The following is a 13,187-nucleotide window of genomic DNA, read 5'->3' as shown; positions in this document are numbered from 1 at the left end:
GGGCGCGCCGCCGAGGCGCTGCCCGGAAAGCCCGGCGAGGCTGGGCGAAACGCGGCATAGGGTAGCGCAGATCGGCACTCGCGGCGCGACCTCCCGTTCGGCGCCTGCCCAGGTCGCCGCACGCCAGCCGACTAGACTGGCGGGGTCGACCCCGCCCGTGGAGACCTCGCCATGAACAGCAAGAACACCATCTGCCTCTGGTACGACAACGCCGCCCTGGAGGCCGCAACCTTCTACGCCGAGACGTTTCCCGACAGCGCCGTGCTGGCTGTCCATAGCGCGCCCGGCGATTACCCTTCCGGCAAGGAGGGCGACGTACTGACGGTGGAGTTCCGGGTGATGGGCATTCCCTGCCTCGGCCTCAACGGCGGCCCGGCCTTCCGCCACAGCGAAGCGTTCTCCTTCCAGGTCGCCACCGACGACCAGGCCGAGACCGACCGCCTGTGGAACGCCATCGTCGACAATGGCGGCGAGGAAAGCGCCTGCGGCTGGTGCCGCGACAAATGGGGCATCTCCTGGCAGATCACCCCGCGCGTTCTCAGCGAAGCCATCGCCAGCCCCGACCGCGCGGCGGCCAGGCGCGCCTTCGAGGCGATGATGACGATGGGCAGGATCGATATCGCCACCATAGAGAAGGCCTTCAAGGGCTGAGCGCCCCAACGCCTTGCAGAGGAGTACCGAAATGGATCGATTCACCGGCGGCTGCCTCTGCGGCAAGGTCCGCCTGGTGGCGAGCGGCCAGCCCTATCGGGTCGGCCTCTGCCACTGCCTCGACTGCCGCAAGCACCACGGCGCGTTGTTCCACGCTTCGGCGATCTTCCCCGAGGAGGCGGTGAGCATCGAGGGCGAGACCCGCGACTACGCCGGGCGTTTCTTCTGTCCGCAGTGCGGCTCGTCGGTGTTCTCGCGCAGCGCCGACGAGATCGAGGTCAGCCTCGGCGCCCTCGACGCTCCCGACCAGTTCCATCCCACCTACGAACTCTGGACCATCCGCCGCGAGGGCTGGTTGCCGGCGTTTCCGCTGGCACGGCACTATGAAAGGGATCGCGAAGGCGACGGCCGTAGCGAAGAGTGACGTTATTCCGCCAGGAGAAGGGAGGCAGCATGGACGAACTGTTCGAAGAGCACCTGGAGATCGCCAAGGCGCTGTTCGCCCAGCGCTTGCCGTACTGGTGCGATGTCTTTCTGCGCCCGGCCGACCGGGCTTTCAACGCCTACCTGAATGCCCGCGGCCAGGCCTCCACCTACCTGGTGCTCGAAGGCTTCGATCCGGTCTATATTCCTCGCGGCTGCGACCTCGACGCCGTGCGCGCGACCGCCAGGGCCAGGGCGCGACTGAGAGAAGCGGGGCTGGGCGAAGACGCGCTGCCCGTACTGCTCTGAGCGCAGGCCGCCAGTATCGCGGAAGCGTCTGCTGGCAATTTCTCCCACCGCACTGTCCGCCAACGGAAGGCTACATGACCCGCCCCTACCTTCTCCGTCTCGCCGCCGGCCTGGCGCTGCTCCTGCCGGCCGCCTGCACGTCCCCTGCCCCGCCAGCACCGAACCTGACCGCACTGTTCGCCGACGCCCTGCACTGCCGCGGCGACTTCCCCGACGGCCGCGACCGCGCAACCGCCGAGCGCCTGCGCGCCGAGGGCGTCGAAGTGCTGGATCGCGCGCCCGGCGAGACCCTCGACCTGCTCTACCGCTTCGCCACCCCGCTGCGCATCGACGGTAGCCTGGTGAACGCGGTGCGGGTACGCGGCGACAGCGGCGTGCTGGTGATGGCCTACGCCGAGGGCGACCTCGAAGACTTCGCCCGGCGCCAGGGCGCGACGCCGCACCCGGCGGAACGCGCCGCGCTGGATGGTTTCGGCGAGCTGGAGGTGCTCTACAGCCGTCCGTTGCCGCCGCGTCCCGGCCTCGACGAAAGCCCGCCGCGCCTGGTGATCGGCCGCGGGATCGAGGCGGCGGCGCAGGCGTTCCGCTGGGGCTGCCGGAGCTACGACGGTTGAGCAGGCGCTCCGCCAAGCCTGGCACCCGGAACTCGTAGCGGTTTTCGTCGCCTCCGGCGAGGTCAGGGTTGGAGACATGGCCCTCGGGGCAATATGCTGTGGCCACGACACACGCTGTGAGCGACTATCGATGCCAGGGACTGCACTGTTCGAAAAGCCACGCTGGTTGCGCGACCTCCTGCGCTTCCTGCCCCTCAAGAGTCAATTCGTCCTCTCCGGGAACATCCGCGACCTGCAAGCCTGCGAAGTGGTGCCGGGTACGGTCACCGCGCAGAGCTTCAACCAGACCCTCTGCGACGCCCTGCTGGACGCCGGCTACGCCCAGGTGCTGGCCTGGGATCCGCTGGCCGGGTTCCGCGTGCTCGGCCGGCCGGGCAGCGAGGCGGGGGCCACTCCGCAGGTGCTTCTCGACCTCGGCCTGACCCCGGTGGACGGCGCCGCGCCGGCCGGCATCGACCTACTCGGCGCGACCCTGCAACGCCTGGTCAACCGTAGCGGCGAGCCGATCGCCCTGATCGTCGACTTCGCCTCGCGCCTGGCGGTGCGCAACGACGCCCTGAGCGCCGCCGAGCACCAGTTGTTCACCCAGGCCCTGGTGCTCTCCCACCAGGCCCGCAGCCGTCCCGCCGGGGAACAGCGCAAACCGTTCTTCAACAGCGTGCTGTGGGTGGTGGAAAAGGAAGGCGACCTGCCCGACTGGCTGCTGGTGGACAACCCGCGCCTGCGCCATATCCCGGTGTCGAAGCCCGACCAGCCGGCGCGCCGGGCCCTGGCCCCGGCGCTGCTCCGCGGGCTCGGCGGCGCGGGCGTCGCCGAGGAGGCCCTGCAACAGGCCGCCGCAACCTTCGTCGAGAACACCGAAGGCCTGCTGCTCCTCGATCTCAACGCCATCGTCCAGTTGGCGCGCGTGGAAGGCCTGGCCATGGGACGCATCGCCGACGCCGTGCGCCGCTACAAGGTCGGCGTCACCGAAGACCCCTGGCTGAAGATCGACCGCCAGCGCATCCGCCAGGCCGACGAGATCGTCCGCCGCCGGGTCAAGGGCCAGCAGCACGCGGTGACCCACATGCTGGACATCGTCAAGCGCGCGATGACCGGGGTCGGCGCCAGCCGCAAGGGCAACCGCCCGCGCGGCGTGGCCTTCCTCGCCGGGCCCACCGGGGTCGGCAAGACCGAGCTGGCGAAGACCGTCACCAGCCTGCTGTTCGGCGACGAGAGCGCCTACATCCGCTTCGACATGTCCGAGTTCAGCGCCGAGCATGCCGACCAGCGCCTGATCGGCGCGCCGCCCGGCTACGTCGGCTACGACGTCGGCGGCGAACTGACCAACGCGATCCGCGAAAAACCCTTCAGCGTGGTGCTCTTCGACGAGATCGAGAAAGCCCACCCCCGGATCCTCGACAAGTTCCTGCAGATCCTCGACGACGGCGTGCTCACCTCCGGGCGCGGCGATCGCGTGTACTTCTCCGAGGCGCTGATCGTGTTCACCTCGAACCTGGGCATCTACCGCCAGGGGGAAAACGGCGAACGGGTCGCCAACGTGCTCCCCGGCGAGCCCTTCGAGGCGGTGCAGGGCAAGGTCCACGGCGAGATCGAGCGCTACTTCAAGCTGGTTCTCAACCGCCCGGAAATCCTCAACCGGATCGGCGAGAACATCATCGTCTTCGACTTCATCCGCGCCGACGTCGCCGAGCAGATCTTCACCCAGATGGTCGACGGCACCTTCGCCGACCTCCGCGAGCAGCGCCTCGTCATCGAACTGGCCGAGGCGCCGCGCCAGGCGCTGCACGACCTCTGCCTGGGCGACCTGTCCAACGGCGGCCGCGGCATCCGCAACCAGCTCGAAGCGCGCCTGCTCAACCCGTTGTCGCGGGCGCTGTTCGACCAGGACGCGCAGCCGGGCGAGCGCTTCCTGATCAGCGCCCTGGACGCCGACGGCCTGACCCTGGAACGCCGCTGAGATGGAACTGAGCCTGTCGCGGGTGCACTTCCCGGTGACCACCCTGGGCCCGGGACGGCGCCTGGGCATCTGGTTCCAGGGCTGTAGCATCCGCTGCCCCGGCTGCATCTCCGCCGATACCTGGGGGCCGGGACGGCGGCGCATCGCCCTGGCACGCCTGCTCGCCGACATCCAGCCATGGCTGGAGCAGGCCGAGGGCATCACCGTCTCCGGCGGCGAACCCTTCGAGCAGTTCGCTGCCCTCCTCGCCCTGCTCGGCGAACTGCGCCAGCGCAGCCGCGCCGACATCCTGGTCTACAGCGGCTACCCGCTGGAGCATCTGCACGCGCAACTGGAACAGGCCGCCGGGCTGATCGACGCGCTGATCAGCGACCCCTACCAACAGCACGCCGAACAGAGCCTGGCCCTGCGCGGCAGCGACAACCAGCGCCTGAGCCTGCTCACCGAACTCGGCCGCGCGCGCCTCGGCGGCTACCAGCGGCCACTGCGCGAAGACGACAAGGCCCTCGACCTGATGTTCGACCATGACGGCAGCGTGTGGATGGCCGGCATCCCGCGCCGCGACGACCTGCTGCGGCTACAGGACCTGCTGCGCGAACAGGGCCACCAACTTAGCGTCAGCGCCCATCGGCCGCGCTGAATGGATCGATACCGATGATACGTTTCTGCCCCAACTGCCAGAGCGAACGCTCGCTTTCGGAAATCTTCTGCGAAGGCTCGATCCAGGGCCAGCCCTGCGGCTGGGACCTTTCCGCCGAAGCCATCCATCCCGCCGGCTGGCGACCACAGCCGGTGCTGACCCAGGAAGCCATCGCGCCGCCCGCCAGCGAGCCGCCAGCGGCGTCCGCCCCGCTCTGCGCCAACGGCCACCCGCTGCAACCCGGCGACCTGATGTGCCTGGAGTGCGGCGCCGCGCCGGCCGAAGGCCCGCTGCCGATGCAGGCCGAGGCCACGCCGCAGCCCGCCGTCACGGAAACCCTGATCGACGGCTGGCGTCTGCTGCGGCAGATCGCCAGCAGCGACGGCGTGCGCGAGCGCTACCTGGCCGAACACGCGGAAGGCGCCCGCCAGGCGGTGCTCACCCTGTATCGCCCGGGCGCCGAGCCGGACCCGGCGATCTACGACGTGATCCGCCGCCTGCCGCGCGAACACGTACCGGAAATCCTCGCCACCGGCCGCTGGGACGAGCGCGCCTACGAAGTGGTCGAGGAGCTCACCGGCGGCAGCCTCGCCGACCTCGGCACCGTGCTGGAGGACCGCGAGGCGGTGCGCCACGTGGTCCGCGAGCTGGGCCACGCCCTGCACGTGTTCAACGAAGCCGGCCTGCGCCACCGCGACCTGCGCCCGGCCAGCCTGCTGGTGCGCAGCCACGAGCCACTGGACCTGGTGATCAGCGGCTTCGGCTCGGCGCGCCTGTCGGAGTTCGACCTGGATATCGTCTCGCCGCTGGAGACCAGCCGCTACATGGCCCCCGAGGCGATCGCCGGCGGCGTGGCGGCGGCTTCCGACTGGTGGAGCCTGGGCATGATCCTGCTGGAGCAGTTGACCCGCGGCTCCTGCTTCGAAGGAGTCAACGCCAACGCCTTCCTGATCCACGTGCTGGCCAACGGCGTGGCGCTGCCCGACGACCTCGACCCGCAGTTGCACCTGCTGCTGCGCGGCCTGCTTGCACGCGACCGCCACCAGCGCTGGCAGTGGCCGCAGGTACAGGCCTGGCTGAACGGCGAGGCGGTGGACGCGCCGGCCTCGGCGGACAGCGAAAAGGACGACGCCGAAGGCGCCAGCATCGCCCTCGGCGCACGGCGCTTCCGCAAGCCGACGGTCTTCGCCCTGGCCGCGGCCCAGGCCGAGCACTGGGCGGAGGCCCTCGACCACCTGCTGCGCGGGGCGATCGTCACCTGGGCCGAGCACATCGGCCTGTCGCCCAGGCTGCTCGCCGGCCTGCGCCAGGTGGCCCAGCACGAGGGGCTGGAGGACGACTTCCGGCTGATGCTGGCGCTCAAGCTGCTGAACCCGGAAATCCCGCTGATCCAGCGCGGCGAGATCGTCACCCCCGGCTGGCTGCTGGAGCATCCGCTGGAGGGCTACCGGCTGATCAGCGGCTCGGTGCCCGACCTGCTCGAACAGTTGCACACCGAAAGCTGGCTGTCGCGGCTCAAGACCCGCGCCGAGAACGTCCGCCAGCGCGCCCTGCACCAGCACATCGAACTCGCCGAAGAACAGTTGCGCATCTACCTGCTGTCGACCTCGCGGGCGCGCCTCGCCGCGCAGTGGCAGGAGCGCCAGCGCCTCCTGCCGGACACCGAGCACCCCGGCCTGCTGGCCCTGGCCGAGCGCCGGGTGATCGCCGAGGAAGACCTGATCGTCCTGCTCAGCGCCAACATCGGCCAGTTCCGTGCCGCCGAGGCGATCGTCGAGGAAGCCGCCGGCCTGGCCCGCGACGCCGATGTGCACCTGTTCGACGCGGAGACCGCGCGCGGCCTGTTGCAGCACTCGCGGCAGGAGCTGTACCGCCGCGTCGACGAACGCATCAGCGGCTTCGCCCGCAGCGGCGTGCCCAGGGTCGACGAATGGGCCGAGCAGTTCCGCCTGGAGCGGCGCATGCCGTTGGCGAGGGTCCTGGTGCTGCTGGCGATCCCGCCGGAACAGTGGCTGGAACCGCAGAAGCAGCAGTACGTGTCGCAGATCCTCGATTTCTTCGAGAAGAAAGTGGTCGCCGCGGTGATGCGCGGACCGCTGGTGCGCATGAGCATCGGCAAGAGCACTCCACGCATCGACCTCAACGAACTGGATAGCGCGCGACGCCCCGCCGCCGCCCTGCTCGACCACCTGCTGCAACGCAACGCCCGCGCGGTGAGCCTCGACCCGGACAGCTTCCTCGCCAACCCGCAACTGGAAGTGCGGCTCAACGCGCTGTCCCGGCAAAGCTCGCTGTACAAGCGTGACACCGGCATCGACGGCCTCTACCTGGGCTTCCCCTTCCTGCTCAACCGCGACCCGCGCGGCACCACCCGCACGCGCATCGTGCCGCTGCTGCTGTGGCCGCTGAAGCTGCAACTGGAAGTCGGCAGCCGCGGCCAGGTGGCGCTTGCCTTCGACGGCGAGCGCGAGGAAGTGCGCCTCAACCCGGCCCTGGAAAGCCTGCTCGGCCCCGAGCCGTGCAAGCGCTGGCGCAAGGTCGCCGACGAATTGCTCGGCCGCTCCGCGCTGCGCGCCGCCGATGTGATGGATGCCTTCGGCCTGCTCGCCACGCCGCGTGCTAGGGTGCTGGAAGGATTGCCACCGAGTTCCACCGAGGTCACGCCCTACCAGGACCAACTGGCCTGCGCCGCGGTGCTGTTCCACGTCACCTTCATGGGCCAGGCGATCGGCGAGGACCTGCGCCAGCTGAAGAGCCTGCCGCCCTCCGGCACCGGACTGGAGACCGCGCTGCGCCTGCGCGAGAACGGCGAGCCGGAAGCCCGCGAGAGCCCGCCGGAGTTGCAGCGCTACTTCACCGTGGCCAGCGACCCGTCCCAGGAGGCCGCCGTGCTGCAGGCCCGGCAGAGCCCGGGGCTGCTGGTGGAGGGCCCGCCCGGCACCGGCAAGAGCCAGACCATCGTCAACATGGTCGCCGACGCCATCGGCCGCCAGCGCAGCCTGCTGATCGTCTGCCAGAAGCACGCCGCCCTGGAAGTGGTGCACAAGCGCCTGGTGGCCGAGGGCCTGGGCCAGCGCATCGTCATGCTCAACGACGTCAACCGCGACCGCGAACCGGTGATCCGCAACATCCGCGAGCAGCTCGAAGCGCTGTTCGCCGAAGCCGGCGGCGCCCAGGGCTGGGAGCGCCAGCGCGAGCGCCTGGCGGCGCGTATCGAGGCGCTGGAAGGCGAACTGGACCGCTACCACCAGAGCCTGCACCGCGTGGACGAGGCCACCGGGCTGAGCTACCGGCGCCTGCTCGGCGAACTGATCGAGCTGGAGAAAGGCTCGCCGCCGCTGGACTTCCCGGCCCTGCGCCAGCGCCTGGCGGCGCTGGACATCGGCAGCCTGGCGCGCCTGGAGGAAAACTGCGCGCCGCTGGTCCGCCTCTGGCTACCGGCCCACTATGAGGGCAGCCCGCTGGCGCAACTGCGCGCCTTCGCCACCGACCAGGCCACCCTGCAAGCCTTCGCCGACAGCCTGCGCGCCTTCGGCGAAGCGGAGAACGCCCGGCAGAAAGCCCTCGACGAACACCCGGCGAGCTTCGAGGTCGACGACCCGACGCCCTACCGCGCCTGGCTGGCAAGCCAGGTCGGTACCCTGCTGAATTTGCGCGAGGAGCAGCGCCAGCGCCTGGCCCACTGGCTGCCGCTGTTCCGCGACGCCACGCCAGGGCAGCCGAGCCGTGGCGACGGCCTGGTGGCGGAGGCCGAGCAGATCGAACGGCAACTGCGCCAGCTCGACCTCGAACGGCATGCGCCGCTGCTGTCGCCGGCCCTCGCCATGCTCGAAGAGAACAACCTCGAACGCTTCCAGGCCCACGCCCGCCAGGTGCTCGAGGCACGCACCTGGCTGGCTCGGCTCAACCCGCTGCGCCTGCTGCGGCGCGGCCGCCTGCGGCGCTTCCTGCGCGAGCACGGCGAGGCCGACGACGACAGCCGCCTGGCCGCCCTCCTCGGCGCCTGCGACCTGGAGCGCCAGTGGCGGCCGCTGCGCCGGCAACTGGCGGCGCTGCAACAGAGCCTGGGGCTGGCGACAGTCGCCACCGATGCCGGTCCGGAACTGACCGGCCTGGCCGGCCACGCCAGCCAGCAGCTGCGCGAGATCCAGGTCCTGGCTCGTGGCCTGGCCCAAGCGCCGCGCGCCGAGCAGCTCGACGCGGTGATCCTCACCGGCGAGAAACAGCGCTTCGAAGCGCTGCTCGGCGACCTCGACGCCGCGCTGATCCGCCAGGCCGCACGCCAGCTCAGCCTGGACAAACTGAAGGTGCTCGCCGACTGGCTCGGCGACGAACTGCTGGAACAGCTGCACCGCGCCATCGCCGGCAACCAGAGCAACCTGCCGGCCCTCGGCCGCCTGCGCGAGGCGCTACCGCAACTAGTCGCCTACCAGCGCTTCCGTGGCCGCGCCGGCCAGCTCGAAGCCACCGACCTGGAATTCCTGGCCCTGCTGCGCCAGCGCCAGGAACGACTCGACGCGATTCCCGCCGAAGAACTCGAAGCCACGGTGCGCCGCATGCTCAACCGCGAAGCGCGGCTGGGCTGGAAGCAGCGCCTGGAACAAGACAATCCGGAACTGCTGTTCAGCCAGGACGAAGCCAGGGCCAGGGTCGCCAGCCTCGCCGAAGCCGATGTGCAGATGCGCGCGCTGAACCGCGAACTGCTCGGCAAGGGCATCGACGCCGCGCGCCTGGGCAGCCGCAAGCAATGGGAAGACGTCACCCGCCTGACCGGCAAGCGCTCGCGGCGCCTGCGCGAGTTCATCGAGCTGGGCGCCGAACTCGGCCTGATGAGCCTGCGCCCGGTCTGGCTGATGAACCCCGACCTGGCCAGCCGCGTGCTGCCGCTCAAGGCCGGGCTGTTCGACATGGTGATCTACGACGAAGCCTCGCAGATGCCGGTGGAGTTCGCCCTGCCGACCCTCTATCGCGGGCGGGTCACGGTGGTCAGCGGCGACGAGAAGCAGATGCCGCCGACCGCGTTCTTCTCCAGCCGCGTGGAAAGCGACGAGGCCGAACTGTTCGACGGCGAAGCGCCCGACGAGGACGCCGACGAGGAGCAGCGCGAAGCCTACGAGGACACCTGGAACCGCCGCGAGATCAAGGACTGCCCGGACCTCCTGCAACTGGCGCGCAACGCCCTGCCCAGCACCACCCTGCAGATCCACTACCGCTCGGCCTACCGCGAGCTGATCGGCTTCTCCAACGCCTCGTTCTACGGCAACCGCCTGAGCGTGCCGGTACGCCATCCGCAGGCCAACATCCTGCGCATCAAGCCGCTGGAACTGATCCAGGTGAACGGCCTGTACCAGAACCAGAGCAACGAGCGCGAGGCCGAGCGAGTCGTCGACTACCTCGCCGAACTCTGGCGCCAACCCTACGCGGCGCGGCCGTCGGTGGGCGTGGTCACCTTCAACCGCAAGCAGGCCGACCTCATCGAGGAGCGCCTGGAACTGCGCGCCGAGCAGGACGAGACGTTCCGCGCCGCCTACAGCGAGGAGCGCGAGCGCAGCGAAGACGGCGAGGACATGGGCGTGTTCGTGAAGAACGTGGAGAACGTGCAGGGCGACGAGCGCGACGTGATCGTCTTCTCCTCCACCTTCGGCCGCAACGGCCAGGGCAGCTTCCGGCGCAACTTCGGCGTGCTCGGGCAGACCGGCGGCGAGCGCCGCCTCAACGTGGCGGTGACCCGCGCGCGGCGCAAGGTGGTGATGATCACCTCGATGCCGATCGGCGACATCTCCGACATGCTCGGCACCCAGCGCTCGCCGAGCAGCCCGCGCGACTACCTGCAAGGCTACCTGGAATACGCCCGCGCACTGTCCGCCGGCGAATTCGCCGGCACCGGCCAGCTGCTCGAGCGCCTGCACACCGACCGCAGCGACCAGCGCCGCCAGCACTACCAGCGGCACGATGGCTTCAGCGAGATCGTCGGCGAGTATATCCGCTCGCTGGGCTGGTCCGCCGCGCCCGCCAGCGAAGGCGACGCCTTCGGCCTCGACTTCGCCATCGAGAACCCGGCCACCGGCCTCTACGCCATCGGCATCGAATGCGACGCCCCCTGCCACCCGCTGCTGGAACGCGCCCGCGCCCGAGAAATCTGGCGCCCCTCGGTGCTGCGGCGGGCGATCCCGTACCTCCACCGGGTTTCCTCCCAGGGCTGGTACCACGACGGCGACAACGAACGCGCACGGCTGCGCGCCGCCATCGAGAAGGCCCTGGCGCCCAGCGCGGAAACCCATCCCACGGCAGCAGCGGAGGCCTCCCAATGAGCGGACCGAAAGTCGTACGAATCGTCACCCGGGAAGAAGCCATCGCCACCTGCGAGCGCGACCTGCAACGCCTGGACAAGGCCCTCGCGCGCTGGGAAAACCAGGCCAGCCGGCTCGCCCAGCTCAGTGACGCCGAGCGCGCCGCCGCCCACGCCCGCCGCGCCAGCCTGCACGCCCTGCTCGAACAGGAACGCTGGCTGGACGTGCAACTACAGGTGAAGATCGAAAGCGAATTCCTCAAGCGCGACCTCGCCGAACGCGAAGAGCGCGCCATTCGCCAGGCCGCGGAAACGCGCCAGCAACACCGCCGCCTCCAGGAAAACGCCAGCGCCCTGCTCCAGGCCCTCGACGCCAGGCCCGATGCCGCCAGCGCGGCACTCCGGCAAACCCTGCATACGCTGGCCGACGGCGTCCTCCGCGACGACGCGGAAGCCCTGCTCGCCCAAGGCTTCGCCGCCCTCGCCAGCGCCCCCGCCGAAGAACGCCTCAGCGAAGCCCAGCGCGAACTCGCCCAGCGCCTGAAGACCGACGAAACGCCCATGTCCCTGGAACAGTGGCGCGCCCGCCAGCAACAGGACGCCCCGCACGAACAGCGCCTGGCGCGCATCGACCGGCACATCGCCGAACTGCAACTGCTGCAAGGCGAGGCCAGCGCCCAAGCGTTCCTCGAGCGACTGGCACGCGCCGAAGCCGAACAGCGCCCGGAGCGCCGCAACCTGCTGCTCGACAGCCTGGTCCTCGACCTCGCCCAGGCCGCCCGCGAACACCAGCAGCAACGCCAGCGCCTGGAACACCTGCAAGACCTCGCCAGCGAAGTCGCCGCCCTGGGCGCCGCCGAACACGCCGAACTGCTCCAGCGCGCCGCCGCCTGCCAGCCCGACAGCGATCCGCAGCAACTCGCCGAACTCACCGAGCGATGCAACGCCATCCTCACCGCCCACCTCCAGCAACAGGCCGCCCTCGCCCGCCGCCAGGCCGTGCTCCAGGGCCTCGCCAGCCTCGGCTACGAAGTCCGCGAAGGCATGGCCACCGCCTGGGCGCAGACCGGCAGGGTCGTCCTGCGCAAACCCGCCACCCCCGGCTACGGCCTGGAAGTCGGCGGCAAGGCCGACAACGGCCGCCTGCAACTGCGCGCCGTCGCCCTCAACGCCAACCGCGACAGCCAGCGCGACCGCGACATCGAAACCCTCTGGTGCGGCGAATTCCAACGCCTCCAGGCCCTGCTCGCCGCCCAGGGCGGCGAACTCAGCGTGGAACGCGCGCTGGGAGTGGGGGAAGTGGCGTTGAAGGAGATTGGCGAGGAGGAGCAGCGGGAGATGGGGGTGGTGCGGCAGAGGGGGTTGTGAAGGGGCCGGCTGGCGCCGCGGCAAGGCATTCGATCCGGGCAGTCCATCGCTTGACCCCTGGATGCCCCCTCGCTACCCTGCCGGCCAGGTGCTGAACACACCTTCTCTAGGCGGTTAGCCGCTCCCGAAAGCCAAGCGGTTTTTTACCTACACAGGAAAAAATCATGGCTACCCAGAAATCCCCTCTTTCGAACTCTCGACTTCTAACGATCGGCTACCAGCTCTATGAAAGCCGTCATAGCGATTGGGAACGTCGTGGCAAACCACGGCAAATTCCCTACCTGCGCTTGAGCGGCGACTGGCTGGAGGTGTAGTGGTCTACTGATCCCGGACACCGATTTAGGCGAAAATCCTCGCCGTGAGAGAGGTGTCTGATGAGCAAGCAACGACGTACGTTTTCCGCCGAGTTCAAACGAGAGGCCGCGGCCCTGGTGTTGGACCAAGGCTACAGCCATATCGACGCCTGCCGTTCGCTGGGGGTGGTGGATTCGGCCTTGCGCCGTTGGGTGAAGCAGCTCGAGGCGGAGCGCCAGGGTGTGACCCCGAAGAGCAAGGCGTTGACGCCTGAGCAGCAAAAGATCCAGGAGCTGGAAGCCCGGATCAACCGGTTGGAGCGGGAGAAAGCGATATTAAAAAAGGCTACCGCTCTCTTGATGTCGGACGAACTCGATCGTACGCGCTGATAGACCAGTTGAGTGAGCAGGAGTCGGTGGAAGTGGTCTGTTCAGCTTTCGATGTGGCGCGGTCTTGCTACTACGTCCACCGTCTTCGACGGCGGCGTGTCGATGCTCGCCGCGTGGCGCTACGCAGCCAAGTCAACCAGTTGTTCAGCCAGAGTCGGGGCTCGGCCGGCAGCCGCAGCATTCTGGGCATGCTGCGCGAAGAGGGCGTGACCATCGGCCGTTTCCGAGTGCGTCGGTTGATGCGTGAGCT

General features: G+C 69.5%; 9 protein-coding genes and 1 pseudogene. All 10 read left to right on the top strand.

What is annotated here, in order from left to right; genetic code table 11:
- Positions 1-171 precede the first annotated feature (171 nt).
- A complete protein-coding gene (locus tag ACTJJX_RS31550) occupies positions 172-651 on the top strand; it encodes a VOC family protein (RefSeq protein WP_003099064.1) in 480 nt (159 codons plus the stop codon).
- A gap of 31 nt (positions 652-682) precedes the next feature.
- On the top strand, positions 683-1,075 hold the full coding sequence (locus ACTJJX_RS31545; RefSeq protein WP_016852721.1) for a GFA family protein: 393 nt from the start codon (positions 683-685) through the stop codon (positions 1,073-1,075).
- A gap of 29 nt (positions 1,076-1,104) precedes the next feature.
- Entirely contained in the window at positions 1,105-1,383 is a 279-nt protein-coding gene (locus ACTJJX_RS31540; protein WP_003090604.1) for a hypothetical protein, read from the top strand.
- A gap of 74 nt (positions 1,384-1,457) precedes the next feature.
- The gene (locus ACTJJX_RS31535; RefSeq protein WP_003099071.1) at positions 1,458-1,997 is read left to right on the top strand and encodes a hypothetical protein; all 540 of its coding nucleotides are present in this window, start codon (positions 1,458-1,460) and stop codon (positions 1,995-1,997) included.
- 76 nt (positions 1,998-2,073) lie between these two features.
- Complete coding sequence (locus tag ACTJJX_RS31530; protein WP_016852720.1) at positions 2,074-3,957, top strand: AAA family ATPase; 1,884 nt, start codon at positions 2,074-2,076, stop codon at positions 3,955-3,957.
- 1 nt (position 3,958) lies between these two features.
- Positions 3,959-4,597: a 4Fe-4S single cluster domain-containing protein gene (locus tag ACTJJX_RS31525; protein WP_003090610.1), complete on the top strand. Its 639-nt coding sequence runs from the start codon at positions 3,959-3,961 to the stop codon at positions 4,595-4,597.
- Positions 4,598-4,611: 14 nt separating this feature from the next.
- Positions 4,612-10,908 (top strand): AAA domain-containing protein, encoded by a 6,297-nt coding sequence (locus tag ACTJJX_RS31520; protein ID WP_016852719.1) that lies wholly within the window; start codon positions 4,612-4,614, stop codon positions 10,906-10,908.
- A complete protein-coding gene (locus tag ACTJJX_RS31515) occupies positions 10,905-12,254 on the top strand; it encodes a hypothetical protein (RefSeq protein ID WP_016852718.1) in 1,350 nt (449 codons plus the stop codon). Before ACTJJX_RS31520 ends, ACTJJX_RS31515 begins: the two co-directional genes overlap by 4 nt.
- Positions 12,255-12,418: 164 nt before the next feature.
- Complete coding sequence (locus tag ACTJJX_RS31510) at positions 12,419-12,568, top strand: hypothetical protein (protein WP_023082394.1); 150 nt, start codon at positions 12,419-12,421, stop codon at positions 12,566-12,568.
- 60 nt (positions 12,569-12,628) lie between these two features.
- Positions 12,629-13,187 (top strand): annotated as a pseudogene (locus ACTJJX_RS31505) (transposase); the annotation flags it as partial.

It is taken from the genome of Pseudomonas sp. 22490 (assembly GCF_052044465.1).
GTDB lineage: Bacteria > Pseudomonadota > Gammaproteobacteria > Pseudomonadales > Pseudomonadaceae > Pseudomonas > Pseudomonas aeruginosa.
Note: the sequence above shows the minus strand (reverse complement) of the source record. Positions and strands in the feature narration are given on the sequence as shown.